The 18,480-nt window shown below is 67.8% G+C and carries 14 protein-coding genes; 6 read left to right on the top strand and 8 right to left on the bottom strand.

The genetic code is table 11. The annotated features are described in order from the left end of the window. Positions 1-112: 112 nt before the first annotated feature. The 3 genes from ABW16_RS13320 to ABW16_RS13330 all read right to left on the bottom strand — a co-directional run bounded on the left by ABW16_RS13320 (position 113) and on the right by ABW16_RS13330 (position 2,174). Positions 113-640, bottom strand: coding sequence for an FAS1-like dehydratase domain-containing protein (locus ABW16_RS13320; RefSeq protein ID WP_047319657.1), 528 nt, complete (start codon positions 638-640; stop codon positions 113-115). A gap of 128 nt (positions 641-768) precedes the next feature. Then, positions 769-1,659 (bottom strand): HAD family hydrolase, encoded by an 891-nt coding sequence (locus ABW16_RS13325; RefSeq protein WP_047319658.1) that lies wholly within the window; start codon positions 1,657-1,659, stop codon positions 769-771. Between the two features lie 56 nt (positions 1,660-1,715). Next, entirely contained in the window at positions 1,716-2,174 is a 459-nt protein-coding gene (locus tag ABW16_RS13330) for a nuclear transport factor 2 family protein (protein WP_047319728.1), read from the bottom strand. 36 nt (positions 2,175-2,210) lie between these two features. Here ABW16_RS13330 and ABW16_RS24380 point away from each other — a divergent pair, with 36 nt between their 5' ends. The 6 genes from ABW16_RS24380 to ABW16_RS13355 all read left to right on the top strand — a co-directional run bounded on the left by ABW16_RS24380 (position 2,211) and on the right by ABW16_RS13355 (position 8,293). After that, the gene (locus tag ABW16_RS24380; protein WP_082134101.1) at positions 2,211-2,471 is read left to right on the top strand and encodes a glutaredoxin family protein; all 261 of its coding nucleotides are present in this window, start codon (positions 2,211-2,213) and stop codon (positions 2,469-2,471) included. 248 nt (positions 2,472-2,719) lie between these two features. Further along, positions 2,720-4,111, top strand: a complete 1,392-nt coding sequence (locus ABW16_RS13335; RefSeq protein WP_047319659.1) for a glutamyl-tRNA reductase — start codon at positions 2,720-2,722, stop codon at positions 4,109-4,111. A 5-nt stretch (positions 4,112-4,116) separates the two neighbouring features. Then, positions 4,117-5,052, top strand: coding sequence for a hydroxymethylbilane synthase (hemC, locus tag ABW16_RS13340; RefSeq protein ID WP_047319660.1), 936 nt, complete (start codon positions 4,117-4,119; stop codon positions 5,050-5,052). A 43-nt stretch (positions 5,053-5,095) separates the two neighbouring features. Next, entirely contained in the window at positions 5,096-6,811 is a 1,716-nt protein-coding gene (locus ABW16_RS13345; protein WP_047319661.1) for a bifunctional uroporphyrinogen-III C-methyltransferase/uroporphyrinogen-III synthase, read from the top strand. 73 nt (positions 6,812-6,884) lie between these two features. Next, positions 6,885-7,856, top strand: a complete 972-nt coding sequence (hemB, locus tag ABW16_RS13350) for a porphobilinogen synthase (RefSeq protein ID WP_047319662.1) — start codon at positions 6,885-6,887, stop codon at positions 7,854-7,856. After that, positions 7,853-8,293: a hypothetical protein gene (locus ABW16_RS13355; RefSeq protein WP_047319663.1), complete on the top strand. Its 441-nt coding sequence runs from the start codon at positions 7,853-7,855 to the stop codon at positions 8,291-8,293. The genes hemB and ABW16_RS13355 overlap by 4 nt, the downstream gene beginning before the upstream one ends. Here the strand turns inward: ABW16_RS13355 and ABW16_RS27765 are convergent. The 5 genes from ABW16_RS27765 to ABW16_RS13380 form a co-directional block, all read right to left on the bottom strand. Beyond that, complete coding sequence (locus ABW16_RS27765; protein ID WP_082134107.1) at positions 8,290-10,647, bottom strand: cellulase family glycosylhydrolase; 2,358 nt, start codon at positions 10,645-10,647, stop codon at positions 8,290-8,292. The two genes, ABW16_RS13355 and ABW16_RS27765, sit on opposite strands and share 4 nt — an antisense overlap. A gap of 15 nt (positions 10,648-10,662) precedes the next feature. Next, entirely contained in the window at positions 10,663-12,918 is a 2,256-nt protein-coding gene (locus tag ABW16_RS13365) for a cellulase family glycosylhydrolase (RefSeq protein ID WP_047319664.1), read from the bottom strand. A 166-nt stretch (positions 12,919-13,084) separates the two neighbouring features. Further along, positions 13,085-14,029, bottom strand: coding sequence for a LysR family transcriptional regulator (locus ABW16_RS13370; RefSeq protein ID WP_047319730.1), 945 nt, complete (start codon positions 14,027-14,029; stop codon positions 13,085-13,087). A gap of 70 nt (positions 14,030-14,099) precedes the next feature. Next, positions 14,100-16,256 (bottom strand): cellulase family glycosylhydrolase, encoded by a 2,157-nt coding sequence (locus ABW16_RS13375; RefSeq protein ID WP_268768036.1) that lies wholly within the window; start codon positions 16,254-16,256, stop codon positions 14,100-14,102. A gap of 15 nt (positions 16,257-16,271) precedes the next feature. Next, positions 16,272-18,437, bottom strand: coding sequence for a cellulase family glycosylhydrolase (locus tag ABW16_RS13380; protein ID WP_047319665.1), 2,166 nt, complete (start codon positions 18,435-18,437; stop codon positions 16,272-16,274). Positions 18,438-18,480: the final 43 nt, after the last annotated feature.

The raw sequence follows: 18,480 nt of genomic DNA on the forward strand, positions 1-18,480 counted from the left end.
CTTGCGCTTCTTGCGCTCCTTGCGCGAGCGCGCGTGTTTGTGCGCAACACGCCGCGTGCATGCGTACAACTAAGCACCCTCGCCGGGGTGGCGGGACTACTTCTTGGCTGGGCTACTTCTTGCCCAGCGCCCGATCGCGCATCGCCTCGAGGGCGGCGATCGTCGCCGCTTCGGTCTCGGCGTCCTGGTTGACTGACTCGCCGAGCATGGTGACCACACTGGTCACCACCGGCTCGCCGTTGGCGTCGGTGACCTCGCTGCGGACCTCACTGACGACCGTGCCGTGCGACTCGATCACCGAGTCCAGGTAGGTGTCGAAGAACAACTTGTCACCGGCCACGATCGGCCGGTGGAAGGTGAACTTCTGGTCGCGGTGCAGCACCCGAGAGATGTTGATCGGTATGTCGAATTTTTCGAAGATTTCCAGCTGCACCTGACGCCCGGCGACCGCCAGAAACGTCAGCGATGCCACCAGCCCCGGATGCCCGGCTTCGGTGGCCGCAGCCTCGTCGAAATGGGCCGGATGGTCGTCTTTGACCGAGCGGGCGAACTCCCGAATTTTCTCCCGGCCTACCTCGAAGTAGTCCGGGAACCGGTAGTGGGTACCGATGACTCCCTGCGATTCGGTGTGTACTGACATGCCGGTTTACCCCTCCGCTCGCCGTGGTGCTCGGCGGCGGAAGCCTATCAGCGAGCAGCTCAGCCGCGCTCGTTCCGGTGCGCCACAGTGCTTGATGCGGTCGACCGGTCCTCGCGCGCTTCGCAAGCTCAGCCGCGCTCGTTCCGGTGCGCCACGGCCGCAGCCAGGGCCCCGCCGACCGCCCCCAGCGCCAGCGCCGAGGGCACACCGATCCGCGCCGCCCGCCGTGCGGTACGGAAGTCGCGGATCTCCCATCCCCGCTTGCGTGCCATCTCCCGCAACGCGGCGTCGGGGTTGATCGCCACCGCCGTGCCGACCAGCGAGAGCATCGGCACGTCGTTGAAGCTGTCGGAGTAGGCCGTGCAACGCCGCAGGTTCAGCCCCTCCCGGATCGCCAGTGACCGCACCGCGTGCGCTTTGCCCGGCCCGTGCAGGATCTCGCCGACCAGCCGGCCGGTGAACACCCCGTCGACCGACTCCGCGACGGTGCCCAGCGCGCCGGTCAATCCGAGCCGACGGGCGATGGTCTCGGCCAGCTCATAAGGGGTCGCGGTGACCAGCCACACCTGCTGGCCGGCGTCGAGGTGCATCTGGGCCAACTCACGGGTGCCGGGCCAGATCTTGTCGGCGATGATCTCGTCGTAGATCTCCTCGCCCAGATCGACCAGCTCCGACACCGGCCGGCCCTCGATGAACGCCAGCGCTTTGCGCCGGCCGGCCGCGACGTCGTCGCTGTTCTCCTTGCCGGTGAGCTGAAATTTGGCCTGGGCGTAGACGAACCCGATGACATCGCGATACGTGAAGTAGTTGCGGGCGGCCAGTCCACGACCGAAGTGCACCATCGAGGAGCCCTGGACCAGGGTGTTGTCGACGTCGAAGAACGCCGCGGCGGTCAGGTCAACCGGTGCGGGCGTGTCGGTGTCGGCCACATCGGCGAGCGCCCGCTCTGCGCTGGCGTCGTTGATCAGCGATGTCACATCGGCTGCGGATGCCCGTTCGGCCGGGCCCGGTGATGCCATCACCCGACTCCTTCCGCGTCTGGGCTGTAGGGCCGGGGCTCCGGCCGTCATCAACCCTATCCGGCGGTAGGGCCGATGACCCCCAGGTGATCGCGTAGATCACCTTTGAGGTCGAACATCGAGTAATCGCGGAAACTGAACCGCCAAACGTCGTCGACCCGCTCGAACGTGTCGTGGTAGCGGCCGGCGGCGATCACCTGGAGCGCCACGGCGTCGGTCTGCTGCAGCACCGTGTAGTAGGACCGGCAGGATGCCGTGCCAGCGGCCTCGTCGATGTCGAGGATCGGGTTGGTGATCACGTGCTTGGTGCGCGGCGTGCCGTCCGCGTGGATGGTGACGAGCCCGCGCCACAGCTGCAGGATCCCGGCACTGTCGAGGATGACCGTGCCGTCGGGGTCGGCTTTGATCCGGGCATGGGTGAACAGCGCCGCAGCGCCGTCCAGGTCACCGGAGTCCATCAACTCCGCATAGCGATACAGCAGATTCGTGATCGATACCGCACTTCCGCTGGTCATAGCGAAAACATAGCCACCCTGCGCCACACTGAAGCCATGACCCGCCACCAGGTACAGCTGCTCACCCGCGACGGTTGCCCGGTCTGCGTGCAGGTGCAGGCCCAGCTGGCCGAGTTGGCGGCCGAACTCGGGTTCGACCTGCACGTCGTCGACGTCGACGCCGCCGCGGGGGCCGGTGACACCGGCCCGCGAGCGGAATTCGGCGACCGGCTGCCGGTGGTGCTGCTCGACGGACGAGAGCACAGTTACTGGGAAGTCGACGAGCCCCGGCTACGTGCCGATTTGGCGGGTTCATGAGGCGGTTCCAGCTTCGCCTCTCCTCCGTCGGGCCTCGCTAAACCGCGGCGCTCAAGTCGCGGTTCCAGCTGCGCCTCTCCTCCGTCGAGCCTCGCTAAACCGCCGGGTTCATGCGGCGGTTCCAGCTTCGCCTCTCCTCCGTCGAGCCTCGCTAAACCGCCGAATTTGGTGGGCCAGCGCTTTAGCCTCTACCGTGGAGTGAAGTTTGTTCACGGGTGACAGCAAGGAGCGGACCAGGTGATATTGCCGTGAGCGTCCTGCTCTTCGGGGTCTCGCACCGCAGCGCCCCCGTCTCCGTACTCGAGCAGCTCAGCACCGCTGAATCCGATCAGGTCAAGATCGTCGAGCAGGTGCTGCAATCGCCGCTCGTCACCGAGGCGATGATCCTGTCGACCTGCAACCGGGTGGAGATCTACGCCGTCGTCGACGCCTTCCACGCCGGGTTGTCGGCGATCGGGCAGGTGCTCTCCGAACACTCCGGCATGTCGATGGCCGACCTGACCAAATACGCCTACGTCCGCTACAGCGAGGCCGCCGTCGAGCACCTGTTCTCGGTGGCCAGCGGCCTGGACTCCGCGGTCGTGGGCGAGCAGCAGGTGCTGGGCCAGGTGCGTCGCGCCTACGCCTCCGCCGAGTCCAACAGCAGCGTCGGCCGGGTGCTGCATGAGCTGGCCCAGCGCGCACTGTCGGTGGGCAAGCGGGTGCACTCCGAAACCGGGATCGACGCCGCCGGCGCGTCGGTGGTCTCGGTCGCCCTGGGCATCGCGGCCAAGCAGTTGGGCTCGAAGTCTGGCGAAGACGCGTTGCGGGGACGGACCGCGGTGGTGATCGGCGCCGGGTCGATGGGCGCGCTGTCCGCGGCCCACCTGGTGCGCGCCGGGGTCGAACACATCCACGTCGTCAACCGCTCGCTGCCGCGCGCTCAGCGCTTGGCCCGCAAGGTCCGCGAGAGCGGCGTCACGGCCGACGCCGTCGCGCTGGACCGGATGGCCGCAACCCTGATCAGCGCGGACATCGTGGTGTCCTCCACCGGCGCGGTGAGCCCAGTCGTGTCGCTGGCCGACGTGCACCACGCGCTGGCCGGGGGCGACCGTGACGAGGCGACCCAGCCGCTGGTGATCTGCGACCTGGGCATGCCGCGTGACGTGGACGCCGCGGTCGCCGGCTTGCCCGGCGTGCGGGTCATCGACATGGACCGGATCCAGCGCGAGCCGTCGGCGCAGGTCGCCACCTCCGACACCGAGGCCGCGCGCAACATCGTGGCCCGCGAGGTCGCCACCTATCTGGCCGGGCAACGGATGGCCGAGGTCACCCCGACCGTGACCGCGCTGCGGCAGCGTGCCGCCGATGTGGTCACTGCCGAGTTGATGCGGCTGGATCACCGGCTGCCGGACCTGGAGGCCGCCCAGCGCGAGGAGGTGGCGCGCACCGTGCGTCGCGTCGTCGACAAGCTGCTGCACGCCCCCACCGTTCGGGTCAAACAGCTGGCCAGCTCGCCCGGCGGTGACAGCTACGCCGAGGCGCTGCGCGAACTGTTCGAGCTCGACCCGACCGCCGTGGACGCGGTCGCGACCGCCGGTGAGCTGCCGGTAGTGCCGGGCGGACTGGATGTCGGCGCCGAAACCGGGTCGGCCGGGTAGACGTTTTGGGTGAAGTAATCCGCATCGGTACCCGGGGCAGCTTGTTGGCCACCACCCAGGCCGGGACCATTCGCGATGCCTTGGTGGCCGCCGGACACCCCGCTGAACTGGTCGTGATCAGCACGGCAGGGGATGTCACGTCCGGGCCGATCGCCGACATCGGGGTGGGAGTGTTCACCGCCGCGTTGCGCGAGGCCATTCTCGACGGCCGGGTCGATGCCGCCGTGCACTCGCACAAGGACCTGCCGACCGCTGCCGACTCCCGGTTCCTGCTCGCCGCGAATCCGCCTCGTGAGGACGCCCGGGACGCGCTGGTGGCGCGGGACGGATTGGTGCTGGGAGAGTTGCCGGCGGGTGCCGTGGTGGGCACTTCGTCGCCGCGGCGGGCGGCACAGCTTAGAGCACTGGGTCTCGGTTTGGAAATTCGCCCCCTACGAGGCAACCTAGATAGCAGGTTGAACAGGGTAAGCAGCGGCGAACTCGACGCCATCGTGGTAGCCCGGGCGGGTCTGGCCCGGCTGGGACGCCTCGACGCGGTCACCGAGACGTTGGAACCGGTACAGATGTTGCCGGCTCCGGCCCAAGGGGCACTGGCGGTGGAGTGCCGCGCCGGTGATACGGCACTGGCGGCGCTGCTGGCGGAGTTGGACGACGCCGACACCCGCCTGGCGGTTACCGCCGAGCGGACCCTGCTCGCCGAACTGGAGGCGGGTTGTTCCGCACCGGTGGGCGCGATCGCTGAGGTGGTCGAGTCCATCGATGAGGACGGCCGGGTCTTCGAGGAGCTGTCGCTGCGCGGTTGCGTAGCGGCGCTGGACGGATCCGACGTGATCCGCGCGTCCGGCATCGGCAGTCCGGACCGAGCCCGGGAACTGGGCGTGTCGGTCGCGGCGGAACTGTTCGAGTTGGGTGCGCGCGAGCTGATGGCGGACGCACGGTGAAGACGTGCGTCGGAAGTGAGTGAGAAGTGACGGGGAGTACGGAATGGCTCGCCAAGTGAGCGTGCGAGGGCAGAAGCCCAAGCCGGGCCGCATTGTTTTCGTCGGCTCGGGTCCTGGCGACCCGGGCCTGCTGACGACGCGGGCACGGACGGCGCTGACGAACGCCGCGCTGGTGTTCATCGACCCCGACGTGCCCGAGGCGGTGCTGGCGCTGGTCGGCACGGACCTGCCTCCGATCGCTGGTCCCGTGCCCCCGGCCCCCAAGGCGGACAAGGCCGACGACGACGCGGCCCACGACGCCGACGGCACCGACGCTGACGCTGCCGACGATGCCGCGACCGTACCGGGCGGGCCCGACATCCGCCCGGCGCTGGGCGAGCCGGCCGAGGTGGCGAAGATCCTGGCGGCCGAGGCTCGCGCAGGCGCCGACGTGGTGCGGCTGGTCGCCGGTGACCCGCTGTCCATCGACGCGGTCATCACCGAGGTCAACGCGGTGGCTCGCACCAACGTTGCGTTCGAGATCGTGCCGGGACTGCCCGCCACGAGTGCGGTGCCCACCTACGCCGGTCTGCCGCTCGGCTCGTCGCACACGGTGGCCGATGTCCGCGACCCGAACGTGGACTGGGGCGCGCTGGCCGCCGCTCCGGGGCCGCTGATCTTGCAGGCCACCACCTCGCACCTGCCGGAGGCGGCCCGCACCCTGATCGAGTACGGCCTGTCGGACAACACGCCGTGCGTGGTCACCACCTCGGGTACCACCTGCGCGCAGCGCTCGATCGAGTCCAGCCTCGGCGGTCTGACGGAGGCGTCGGCGCTGGTGAGCATCGACCCGGTCATCCTGCCCAACGGTCAGGAGACCTCGGCCGGGCCGCTGGTGGTGACCATCGGCAAGACGGTCAGCAACCGGGCCAAGCTGAACTGGTGGGAGAGCCGCGCGCTGTACGGCTGGACGGTTCTGGTGCCGCGCACCAAGGACCAGGCCGGCGAGATGAGCGACCGGCTGATCGGGCACGGCGCCTCGCCGATCGAAGTTCCGACCATCGCCGTGGAGCCGCCCCGCAGCCCCGCTCAGATGGAAAGGGCCGTCAAGGGTTTGGTGGACGGCCGCTACCAGTGGGTGGTGTTCACCTCGACCAACGCGGTGCGCGCTGTGTGGGAGAAGTTCGCCGAGTTCGGTCTGGACGCTCGGGCGTTCTCCGGGGTGAAGATCGCCTGCGTCGGCGAGGCCACCGCAGAGCGGGTCCGGGCGTTCGGGATCAGCCCCGAGCTGGTGCCCTCGGGTGAGCAGTCCTCGCTCGGCCTGCTGGACGAATTCCCGCCCTACGACGATGTTTTCGACCCGGTGAACCGAGTGCTGTTGCCGCGGGCGGACATCGCCACCGAGACGCTGGCCGAAGGGCTGCGCGAGCGGGGCTGGGAGATCGAGGATGTCACCGCCTACCGCACCGTGCGGGCCGCTCCGCCGCCGGCGACCATCCGCGAGATGATCAAGACCGGCGGGTTCGACGCGGTGTGCTTCACCTCGAGCTCGACGGTGCGCAACCTGGTCGGCATCGCCGGCAAGCCGCACGCCCGGACCCTGGTGGCCTGCATCGGCCCCAAGACCGCCGAGACGGCAGCCGAATTCGGGCTGCGGGTGGACGTGCAGCCGGAGACCGCGGCCGTGGGTCCGCTGGTCGACGCGCTGGCCGAGCACGCCGCGCGACTGCGGGCCGAGGGTGCGTTGCCGCCGCCGCGTAAGAAGAGCCGCAGGCGATGATTCATCCCGCGTTGACTCTGCGCCTACGGCGAAGAAGTGCGAGTAGCCTTCGCCCTCACCGCAGAGTCAACGCGTGAGAGAGCGTCCCCGTCGGCTGCGTTCCACTCCGGCGCTGCGCCGGCTGGTGGCTCAAACGTCGCTGGAGCCCAGGCATCTGGTGTTGCCGATGTTCGTCGCCGACGGCATCGACGAGCCGAGGCCGATCCCTTCTATGCCCGGGGTGTATCAGCACACGCGTGACTCGCTGCGCGCCGCGGCCGCCGAGGCGGTAGCGGCCGGCGTGGGCGGGCTGATGCTGTTCGGGGTTCCGGCAGCGGCGGACAAAGACAGCACCGGATCGGCCGGCGCGGCTCCCGACGGCGTGCTCAACACCGCGCTGCGTGATCTGGCCACCGACCTCGGTGATTCCACCGTGCTGATGGCCGACACCTGCCTGGACGAGTTCACCGATCACGGCCACTGCGGGGTTTTGGACCGGTTCGGCCGTGTTGATAATGACGCTACGCTGTCATGCTACGTGGAACTGGCTGTCGCCCAAGCGGATTCAGGCGCTCACGTGGTGAGTCCGAGCGGCATGATGGACGGCCAGGTCGCCGCCATCCGCGACGGGCTGGACGCTGCCGGGCATCACGACACGGTGATCCTGGCCTACGCGGCGAAGTTCGCCTCGGCGTTCTACGGCCCGTTCCGGGATGCGGTCGCCTCGACCCTGGCCGGGGACCGTCGCACCTACCAGCAGGAACCCGGCAACGCCCGCGAGGCGCTGCGAGAGGTCACCCTCGACCTCGCCGAAGGCGCCGACATCGTGATGGTCAAACCCGCGATGGGCTACCTGGACGTCATCGCGGCGACCGCCGCGGTGTCCTCGGTCCCCGTCGCCGCATACCAAGTCTCCGGTGAGTACGCGATGATCGCCGCGGCCGCCGCCAACGGCTGGATCGACGGACGGTCCGCGGCGCTGGAGTCCCTCATCGGTATCCGGCGGGCCGGCGCCGACATCGTGCTGAGTTACTGGGCGGCCGAAGCGGCCGGTTGGCTGGCGTGACGGGCCTACCGGACGGGCCGGAGCCAACGGTGGACGCCCAGCCGGCCCGCCCGGCGGACGTCGACACCGGGTTCTGGCTGTGGCTGACCGCCCTGCCGTTGATGACGTGCGGCTACGTGGTGAGCCTGCTGACCGCCCCGGACGTCCACGCGACCGCGGTCACCTATCCGATCACCGCACTGATGGCGCTCGTGGTGGTCGTGGTGGTGACGACGTTTTTGATGCTGATGCGTTCCGGGTACCGCTGGGCGCGCACGGTGTTGACCGGCGGGGGAATCGCGGCGATAGTCAACGCGGTCAGCACGCTGTCGCACGCCGATGCGCGGCCGGCGGTCGCGCTGGTCGTTGCGGCCACCGGCATTGTCGGATCGGTACTGATCGCCGCGGGGACTTTTCTGTTGCACCGATCCGACGCCCAGCGGTACTTCACGCGTTAGCCGGCTGCCGGGCTCACCACGACGTTGACGGTGCCCGCACCGCTGTCGGAGGCGATGATCAGCACCGGAGCGTTGGGGGCTGAGACGACGTGTCCGCCGGTGACGGTGACCTGGTAGCCGTCCGGATAGACGATGTTCGGCACCGAGATCTCGGTGTGTGCGCCGGCAGCGAAGTGGCCGGTGCCGCTGGCCATCTCGGTGGAGTAGCTGAGCTCGAAGGTGCCGGAGTCGAACGACCAGGCGTCCGGGGTGCCGGCCACGGCGAGCGGATACGGCTCCGACAGTTGCGTCAGCAGGTCCATGTTGATGTTGTCTTCGGTCATGGGCTGGTTCAGGTCCCAGTACCGGAGCATGGTGTAGTCCCAGAACATCCAGTTGTAGCCATAGCTATTGGCCGCGTTGAGGGTGTCGGCTATCGAGCCGGCGTTGGTGGTTCCGCCGAACTCGGTGATCGCTGACGGGATGTCGTACTGCGATGCGTACGCATCGGCGTTGCCGTGGACGATCGTCTCCCACAATGAGCAGCCAAAGTTGCTGTCCATGAAAGCCGTTGTGGTGCAGTAGTCATGGAACGCGAAGACGACGCGTGGATCGTCCACCTCGCCCAGATAGGTCGGGATGGGGAGGTTTCCGGACAGCACGCTTGGTTCGATGTACAGCGGCGTGGCCGGATCAACCGAGCGGACCGCCGAAGCCAGCTGGTTGTAGAACGGGGTCAGCTGCTGTCCTTCGAAGAACGAGCCGCCGAAGATGGTCGACAGCCACGTTGAGCCCGGCCACGGCTCGTTCATCAGCTCGTAGCCGATCACGTTGGGGTCGTCTTTGAAGTAGTTCGCAACCACTTGCCACATCAGCGCGTAGTGGTTCTGCAGTCCGATCCCGTCGGGCGCGTCGGCGTTCGTCCAGAACGAATCCCAGGCGTAGTTCTCCGCCGGGCTCATGACGTAGCGGAACGGGAAAGGCGTGTGGGGATTGGCCAGGCCGCCGGTCTGCGCCGCCCACGCCGGTGCGCCATCGCCCCAGAATGTGGTGCCGTAGTTGTCCTGGTGCATGTCGAGGACGACGCGGATGCCGTGGTTGGACAGTGTCTGTGCGGTCTGGTTGATCAAGTCCAGGTACTCGTAGTCGTAGACGCCGGGTTCGGGCTCGACTCCGGCCCAGATGATGCCGAGCCGCACCACATTGAAACCGTTGGCGGCCAGCAGCGCCGCGTCGGCGTCGCCGAACCCCTCGGAGGCTGGGTAGAACGGCGGGTCTTTGACCACCTCGCCGAATCCGTGCAGGACGACGACTCGTCCGTCACCGTCGACCAGCCAGCTGCCGGCGGTACTGATGTCGGAGACGCCACCCGGCGGGGCGCCGTCGAGGGTGCCGAAGTGGCCGTGGTCGCCGTGGCTGCCGAGCAGGCCGCCGTTGCCGCCGGCCCCGCCGAGGGCGGGCAGATCGCGTGGGCCGCTGTAGACGCCGTCGCCGGCATCGCCGCCGTGGCCGCCGCTGCTGAACGGTCCGGTGGCGCTACCACCGTCGCCCCCGTGACCTCCTGCGACGCCGGTGCCGCCGGCGGCGCCGTCGCCGCCGTTTCCGCCGTTTCCGCCGAGGCCGAAGAACCAGCCGGTCGCGTCACCACCTGCGCCGCCGGCCCCGCCGGCACCGCCGTTGAAGCCGAGGTCGCCGTCGCCGCCGTCGCCGCCGTTTCCGCCGATGCCCATCAGCACCCCACCCGCGCCTCCGGCACCACCGGAAGCACCGAGGCCGCCATGGCCGCCGTCCCCGCCGATGCCGAACAGTCCGCCGTGTCCGCCGTTGCCACCGGGCGTGTGGTCTACGGTGCTGTCCCAGCCCTTGCCGCCGTCGCCGAACAGCCAACCACCGTCGGTGCCGTTGACATGCAAGTAGTCCCCATCGACGCCGTCGCCGATCAGCGCGCGTCCGGTCAGGTCGATGAACGGCTGGTTGATGAAGTTGTTGATCAGTTGGCCAAGGTCGCTGTTGATCCAGGCTTCGATGCCGTCGTGGATCGGCATGTAGAAGTACTGCTCCAGCCAACCGGTCAGGTCCGCCGGATCGTATGCGGCCGGTCCGGCAGCTTCACCCGGGATACTGAGTTCACCGAAGATGGTGTTCCAGTGCGCGGGGGCGAAGAAGGTATCCCAGGCGGTGGGGGAGAACACCGCATCCCAGTCGAGATCGTTGGTGGTGGCGTCCACGAAGGGTGCTATGGCTGCTTCGATCGCGTCGTCTAAGTCTGCCTGGGCTGCCGGCGCGACAGCCAGTGGCGCCAGTCCGAAGGTCAGGAATGCGCCTGTGGCAGTGGCAAATCCGACGGTCTTTCGGATGCGGATGCGGTCCGTCATGGTCACGCGAATCTCCTAGATTGCCGGGGTAACGGTGACGGTGATGGTGTTCGCGCCGCCGTCTGAGGCGATCACCAGCACAGGGGCGTTCGGCGCGGAGACAACGTGTCCTCCGGTGACGCTGACCTGGTAGCCGTCGGGGTATTGCAGGGTCGGTACCGAGATCTCGGTTTGGGTGCCGGCGTCGAAGTGTCCTGAGCCGCTGGCCATCTCGGTCGAGTAGCTGAAGTTGAAGGTGCCGTCCGCGAACGACCAGGCGCCAGGGGTGCCGCCCACCGCCAGTGGGTAGGGCTGGGCCAGCGTGGTCAAGGTCGCATAGTCGACGGTCTCGTCGGTTATGGGCGTGTGCAGGTCGTGGTTGCGGATCAGGGTGTAGTCCCAGAACATCCAGCTGTAGCCATAGCGGTTGGCCTCGGTCATGGTGTCGGTGATCGAGCCGGTGTTGGTGGAGGCGCCGAACTCGGTGATCGCCACCGGGAGATCGTATTTCGACGCGTAGGCGTCGGCGTTGCCGTGAACGATCGTCTCCCACAGTGAGCAGCCGAAGTCGGTGCCGAACAGGGCGGTCATGGTGCAGTAGTCGTGGAACGCGAAGACGGTGTTCGGGTCGTCCACCTCGCCCAGGTAGGTCGGGATCGGGAGATTGCCGGACAGCGTGCTCGGTTCGAAGTACAACGTGGTGGTCGAGTCGACGGACCGGATTGCCGAGGCCACCTGGTCGTAGAACGAGGTGAGCTGCTGGCCTTCGAAGAACGAGTTGCCGAAGATGGTCGACAACCACGTCGAGCCCGGCCACGGTTCATTCATCAGCTCATAGCCGACAACGTGGGGGTCGTCTTTGAAGTAATGCGCAACGGCTTGCCACATCTGCGCGTAGTGGTTCTGCAGCCCGATGCCGTCGGGTGCGTCGGCGTTCGTCCAGAACTTGTCCCAGGCGTGGTTCTCGGCCGGATTGAGCGCGTAGGTCCACGGCCAGCCGGTGTCGGGGTCGGGAAGCCCACCGGTCTGTACGGCCCAGTCCGGTGCGCCGTCGCCGTAGCCCATCGGGCCGCCCAGCCCGGCGGCGTAGAGGTCCTGATGCATGTCGAGAACGGTGTAGATGCCGTGGTTGGACAGTGTCTGAATGGTCTGGTTGATCGCGGCGAGGTAGTCGTAGTCGATGACGCCAGGTCTGGGCTCCACGCCTTCCCACAGGATTCCCACCCGCACCACGTTGAAGCCGTTGGCGGCCAGTAGTGCCGCGTCGGCGTCGCTGAACCCTTCGTTCTCAGCGGCGGGATAGAACGGTGCTCGTTTGTTCACCTCGCCGAATCCGTGCAGGACGACGACCCGTCCGTCGTTGTCGGTGATCCAGGCGCCGCTGGTGCCGAGATCCGAGACACCTCCGGGCGGGGCGCCGTCGAGGGTGCCGAATTGCCCGTGGACACCGTGGGTGCCGAGTAGCGAGCTGCCGTTGCCGCCGGCTCCGCCGAGGGCGGGCAGCTCGCGGCCACCGGTGTACACACCAGCGCCGGCGTCGCCACCGTCGCCACCGCTGCCGAACCATCCCGTTGCGCTACCGCCGTCACCGCCATAGCCACCGACACCGCCGTCGCTGCTGCCGCCGTCGCCACCGTCACCGCCGATGCCGATCAACCATCCGCCATTGCCGCCGTGCCCACCGATGGCTCCCGTGCCGCCGTCACCGCCGGCCCCTCCGGTGCCGAAGAGCCCGGCCGTGCCGCCGTCACCGCCGGCGACGCCGGGCTCGGTGCTGTCCCAACCTGCGCCGCCGTCGCCGAACAGCCATCCACCCGCGGTGCCGTTGGGGATCGCTTCCGTTCCGTCGACGCCGTTGCCGATCACCAGCGAGCCGAACACCGTGTTGATCACGTCGTTGACCGATTTGCCGAAGTCGCTGGTGATCCAGGCTTGCATACCGGCGTGGATCGGGGTGTAGAGGTACTGCTGCACCCATTCAGCGAGGTCTGTCTGGTCGAAGCCGGCCGTTCCGGGCACCGCGAGGGCGCCCAGTTCGGCCAGCACGCCGTCCCAGTGAGTGGGTGCCAGGAAGGTGTCCCAGGCGGTGGGGGAGAGCACCGCGTCCCAGTCGAGGGTGTTGGTGGTGGCGTTGACGAAAGGTGCGATGGCGGCGTCGATCGCGTCGTCGAAGTCGGCCTGGGCCACCGGCGCAACGGCCAATGGCCCCAACCCGACGGTCACGAACGCGCCGGCACTGACACTGAGACCGATCAGGCGACGTCGTGCCGTGCACAACCGGTGGGGACGCATGGCAGAACGCTGATGAGTCATAACCGAAACCCCTGGCGACGTAATTTCTCAGATAGTCATGGCTCTGAGCAGGAATTCTAATAATTCCTGCGTCAATCCTGACAATCGGCAGCCGCGAACGGAAACACCAAACCGCCGGCTCATTGACAACGGCAGTGTGCTGAATTCAGGCGGTGGTCGGCCTGTTCTCCATGGTGTGGACGAGCTCGGACTCGCGGTCCCGCACTGACAGCGCGACCTCGAGAAACTGGGCAACCAAAGGGGAGCGTTCGCCGCGGTGCCAGCCGAGGGCGATCGCCGAGCCGGGCCAGTCGTTGATCGCCAGGAATCGCACGCCCGGCAACGGCATGAAGTTCATGACCACTGCGCTGGTGACGGCGATAGCCGCTCCGGCCGCGACCACTTGTGCTTCCTCGGTGATCGAGGTGATGGGAACGAGGCGGGCCTTGGTTGACTCGTCGCGTGCCGCCTCCAGACACCAGAATGCGCGATAGGCCTCGTCAACGGTGTCCCCGTTGGTGATCGGGTCACTGACGAGATCCTTCGCAGACACCGAACCCCGTCCGACGAGGTGGTGCGAGTTCGGCACCATCGCCACCACCGGGTCGACGAACAGGACCTCCGTCTCGATGTTGGGTATGCCCTTCGGCAGCCGCACGAACGCCACGTCAGCGGCCCCAGATGCCAGGCCCGCCGATGAGTCGTGGACCGGAAACTCTTGCATCTCAACGACGACGGCGGGGTGGCGTTCGGCGAACTCGGCCAGGATCAACGGTGTCAGTTCGAGGGCGGCACCGGGGACGTAGCCCAGCCGCAGCGTGCCGGCCAGCCCGCGCGCGGCTCGTCGTGCGGCGGATGCAGCTTCGTCAAGAGCGGCGAGCGCGGTGCGAGCTCCCGCCAGGAAGGCCTCACCAGCGGGCGTCAACGTCACCTTGCGGGTGGTGCGCTCCAGCAGCTTGGCGCCAACCAGGTTCTCGAGTTCCTTGATCTGGCGACTGAGGGCCTGCTGGGCCAGGTGAACACGTTCCGCGGCCTTGCTGAAGTGCAACTCTTCGGCAACGGCCACGAAGTAACCCAATTTGCGGGTGTTGATCTCGATGGGATTAAGCATAGCCCGGTCGCTCAAGCTGTCCGTGTTCAGCGGTTCAGCGAACATCTGATGGTGCCTGAGGTCACGCCGCTCAGGCCGGACCGACGGCGGCCGTGACGGTGACGGTGACGGTGGTGGCGCCGCTGTCCGAGGCGATGATCAGCACCGGCGCGCCAGGGGCCGAGACCACATGCCCGCCGGTGACCGTGACTTGATAGCCGTCCGGGTACTGGATGGGCGGCACCGAGATCTCGGTCTGGGAGCCGGCGGCGAAGTGGCCGGCGCCGCCGGCCATCTCGGTGGAGTAGCTCAGCTGGAAAGTGCCGGAGTCGAACGACCAGGAGGTCGGGGTGCCGGCAACGGCCTGCGGGTACGGTTCAGCGAGCGTTGCCAAGACCGAGGTGTCGACGTTGGCACCCGACGGCGCTTCGCTGAGGTCGTGGACCAATCGGCTGCCGTAGTGCCAATACAGCCAGCTGTACTCCTGCTGGCTGGCCTGGTTCAGGGTGTCGGTCAGCACGGCGGTGTCGTTGGTGGCACCGAACTCGGTGATCGTTGCGGGTATGTGCTGCGCTGCCGCATAGTCCTCGGCGTAGCCCTGGACGATCGATTCCCACAGCGAGCAGCCGAAGTCGCTGCCGGCGATGAACGTTGTCGTGAGGCAGTAGTCGTGGAACGCGAACACTCGGTTCGGGTCGTCCACCGTGCCCAGGTGGGTTGGGATCGGAAGGTTGCCGGACAGGGTGTTCGGTTCGAAGTACACCGGCGTGGTCGGGTCGACCGCCCTGATCGCGGCGTCCACCTGGTTGTAGAACGGGGTCAGCTGTTGCGCCTCAAAATAGGAGTTGCCGAATATCGTTGACAGCCATGATGATCCGGCCCACGGCTCGTTCATGAGTTCGTAGCCGACCACGGAGGGGTCGTCTTTGAAGTAGTTCGCGACGTGTTCCCACATCTGCGCGTAGTGGTTCTGGAGACCAATGCCGTCGGGTGCTTTGGCGTTAGACCAGAACGCATCCCAAGCGTGGTTCTCTGCCGCATTGAGCGCGTAGGTCCACGGGAAGCCGTAGTTTTCATTGGGCAGTCCGCCGGTCAGCACTGCCCATTCCGGTGCGCCGTCGGCACCGAGTGAGGCGCTGTAGAGGTCTTGGTGCATGTCGAGGATGGCGTAGATGCCGTGGTTGGCCAGGATCTGCACCGTCTCTCGGATCGAGGCGAGATAGTCGTAGTCGATGACGCCGGGCTGGGGCTCCACCCCGGCCCAGATGACTCCGACCCGCACCGAGTTGAAGCCGTTGGCTGCCAGGAACGCTGCGTCGTCGTCGCTGAAACCCGCCGCAGACAACGTGAACGGCGCCTCCTTGTTCACCTCGTTGACTCCATGCAGGAGGACCACTCGTCCGTCGTTGTCGGTGATCCAGGTGCCGGTGGTGCCGAGGTCGGAGACGCCACCGGGTGGGGCGCCGTCGAGGGTGCCGTAGTGGCCGTGGTCGCCGTGGGCGCCGAGCAGCGTGCTGGCGTTGCCGCCGGCGCCGCCGAGGGCGGGGAGGTCGCCGGGGCCGGTGTAGGTGCCGTCACCGGCGTCGCCGCCGGTGCCGCCGTTGCCCATCAGCCAGCCGCCGTTGCCGCCGTCTCCGCCGTTGCCGCCGAGGCCGCCGTCTGCACCGTTGCCACCGGTGCCGCCGTTGCCGAACATGCCGGCGTTGCCGCCGGCTCCGCCTATGCCGCCGGATTCGGTGCTATTCCAGCCGTTTCCGCCGTCGCCGAACAGCCAGCCGCCGTCGGTGCCGTCGTGGTGTTCGGCGGTGCCGTCGATGCCGTCGCCGATCAGGGGCCTACCGGTCAGGTCCTGGAAGGGTTGGTTGATGAGGTAGTTGATTTGTTGGCCGAGGTCGCTGTGGATCCAGGCTTCGATGCCGGTGTGGAGGGGGGTGTAGACGTACTGCAGCAGCCAGGTGTTGGGGTCGGCGGCGGCGGGGCCGGGGGCGGTCAAACCGCCCAGTTCGGTCAGGACGGTGTCCCAGTGCGCCGGGGCCAGGAAGGTGTCCCACGCCGAGGGTGAGAGCACCGCGTCCCAGTCGAGGGTGTTGGTGGTGGTGTCGAGGAAGGGTGCGAAGGCGGCGTCGAGCGCGTCATCGAAATCGGCCTGGGCCCCCGGAGCGGCAACCAGCGGCGCCACCCCGAACGCCAGAAACGCGCCCGCGGTCGCGGCAAAACCGACAACTCGACTGCTGATTTGGGCTTTCATGCTGAGGCGTACCTCCTAGCTTGCCGGAGTCACCACGACGCTGACGGTGCTCGCGCCGCTGTCTGATGCGATGACCAGCACCGGCGCGCCAGGGGCCGAGACCACATGTCCGCCGGTGACGGAGACTTGATAGCCGTCCGGGTACTGGATGGGTGGTACCGAGATCTCGGTCTGGGAGCCGGCGGCGAAGTGGCCTGTGCCGCCGGCCATCTCGGTGGAGTAGCTCAGCTGGAAAGTGCCGGAGTCGAACGACCAGGAGGTCGGGGTGCCGGCAACGGCCTGCGCGTACGGCGCCGACGTCGCTTCCAGCCTGGACCAATCGACATTGTCGCCGACGGGCGGCTTGCTGGGGTCGAAGACCAGCGCATTGCCCGGGGCGGTGCCGGTGATGGCGGGAACCCCGTTGTAGGCCCATTGCGACCAGCCCCACATGCGCTGGTCCGCAGCGTTCATCACCATGACGGCTTCCGCGGCGCCGTTTCCGGATCCGAACTCCGAGATGAGCCCCGGCACGTCGTACTTGCTCGTGTATGCCTCGCCGTTCTCGGCCAGTAGCTCGATGTACCCCGGGCACAGTGGTGAGAAGGCCGCGCTGATGCTGGTCAACATGCAGTAGTCGTGGAATGCGAAGACGCCGTGCGGGTCGTCCACCGCACCCAGCTGGGTCGGCACTGCCTCGTTGAACAGGGTGTTCGGCTCGTAGATCATCGGTGTGGTGGGGTCGACGGACCGGATCGCCGCGCTCACCTGGTTGTAGAACGGGGTCAGCTGCTGAGCTTCGTAGAAGGAATTGCCGAATATCGTTGACAGCCAAGTCGAGCCGGCCCAGGGCTCGTTGATGATCTCGTAGCCGGCGATGTTGGGGTCGTCTTTGAAGTAGTCCGCAACGGCTTGGGTCATCCGCGCGTAGTGATTCAAAAGACCCACCCCGTCGGGCCCTTTGGCGTTGGACCACAACATGTCCCAGGCGTGGTTCTGTGCGGGGTTGAGTGCGTAGTTGAGTCCGAAGCCAATGTCGGGGTTGGGCAGCCCACCGGTTTGGGTGGCCCACTCCGGTGCGCCTTCGCCGCCGAAGACGGGGCTGAAGTCGTCCTGGTGGAAGTCGATGATGCTGACGATGCCGTGGTTGGCCAGGATCTGCACGGTCTGGTTGATCGAGGCGAGGTAGTTGTAGTCGATGACGCCGGGCTGTGGTTCCACGCCCGCCCAGATGACGCCCAGCCGGACCGAGTTGAAGCCGTTGGCGGCCAGGAACGCCGCGTCATCGTCGCTGAACCCGCCGGCGGACGGCTCATAGGGCGGGATCTTGTAGACCTCGTTGAACCCGTGCAGCACGAGGACCCGACCGTCGGCGTCGGTGATCCACGTGCCGGCGGTGGTGATCCCGGCGACGGCGGCCGGGGCGCCGTCGAGGGTGCCGTAGTGGCCGTGGTCGCCGTGGGCGCCGAGCAGCGTGCTGGCGTTGCCGCCGGCGCCGCCGAGGGCGGGGAGGTCGCCGGGGCCGGTGTAGGTGCCGTCACCGGCGTCGCCGCCGGTGCCGCCGTTGCCCATCAGCCAGCCGCCGTTGCCGCCGTCTCCGCCGTTGCCGCCGAGGCCGCCGTCTGCACCGTTGCCACCGGTGCCGCCGTTGCCGAACATGCCGGCGTTGCCGCCGGCTCCGCCTATGCCGCCGGATTCGGTGCTATTCCAGCCGTTTCCGCCGTCGCCGAACAGCCAGCCGCCGTCGGTGCCGTCGTGGTGTTCGGCGGTGCCGTCGATGCCGTCGCCGATCAGGGGCCTACCGGTCAGGTCCTGGAAGGGTTGGTTGATGAGGTAGTTGATTTGTTGGCCGAGGTCGCTGTGGATCCAGGCTTCGATGCCGGTGTGGATGGGGGTGTAGACGTACTGCAGCAGCCAAGTGTTGGGGTCGGCGGCGGCGGCGGGGCCGGGGGCGGTCAAACCGGCCAGTTCGGTCAGGACGGTGTCCCAGTGCGCCGGGGCCAGGAAGGTGTCCCACGCCGAGGGTGAGAGCACCGCGTTCCAGTCGAGGGTGTTGGTGGTGGCGTCCAGGAAGGGCGCGAAGGCGGCGTCGAGCGCGTCATCGAAATCGGCCTGGGCCGCCGGAGCGGCAGCCAGCGGCGCCACCCCGAACGCCAGAAACGCGCCCGCGGTCGCGGTAAACCCGACGATCTGGCTGCTCATGTGGCGCCTTGTGGCGGAGTTGTTGCGGCGCATCATCCTGCTG

The sequence above is a fragment of the Mycolicibacter heraklionensis genome (assembly GCF_001021505.1).
Lineage (GTDB): Bacteria > Actinomycetota > Actinomycetes > Mycobacteriales > Mycobacteriaceae > Mycobacterium > Mycobacterium heraklionense.

Coding starts and splice junctions, on each gene's coding strand:
- ABW16_RS13320 (WP_047319657.1), bottom strand. CDS start 640: ATGTCAGTACACACCGAATCGCAGGGAGTCATCGGTACCCACTACCGG.
- ABW16_RS13325 (WP_047319658.1), bottom strand. CDS start 1,659: ATGGCATCACCGGGCCCGGCCGAACGGGCATCCGCAGCCGATGTGACA.
- ABW16_RS13330 (WP_047319728.1), bottom strand. CDS start 2,174: ATGACCAGCGGAAGTGCGGTATCGATCACGAATCTGCTGTATCGCTAT.
- ABW16_RS24380 (WP_082134101.1), top strand. CDS start 2,211: ATGACCCGCCACCAGGTACAGCTGCTCACCCGCGACGGTTGCCCGGTC.
- ABW16_RS13345 (WP_047319661.1), top strand. CDS start 5,096: ATGGCTCGCCAAGTGAGCGTGCGAGGGCAGAAGCCCAAGCCGGGCCGC.
- ABW16_RS27765 (WP_082134107.1), bottom strand. CDS start 10,647: ATGACGGACCGCATCCGCATCCGAAAGACCGTCGGATTTGCCACTGCC.
- ABW16_RS13365 (WP_047319664.1), bottom strand. CDS start 12,918: ATGCGTCCCCACCGGTTGTGCACGGCACGACGTCGCCTGATCGGTCTC.
- ABW16_RS13370 (WP_047319730.1), bottom strand. CDS start 14,029: ATGCTTAATCCCATCGAGATCAACACCCGCAAATTGGGTTACTTCGTG.
- ABW16_RS13375 (WP_268768036.1), bottom strand. CDS start 16,256: ATGAAAGCCCAAATCAGCAGTCGAGTTGTCGGTTTTGCCGCGACCGCG.
- ABW16_RS13380 (WP_047319665.1), bottom strand. CDS start 18,437: ATGAGCAGCCAGATCGTCGGGTTTACCGCGACCGCGGGCGCGTTTCTG.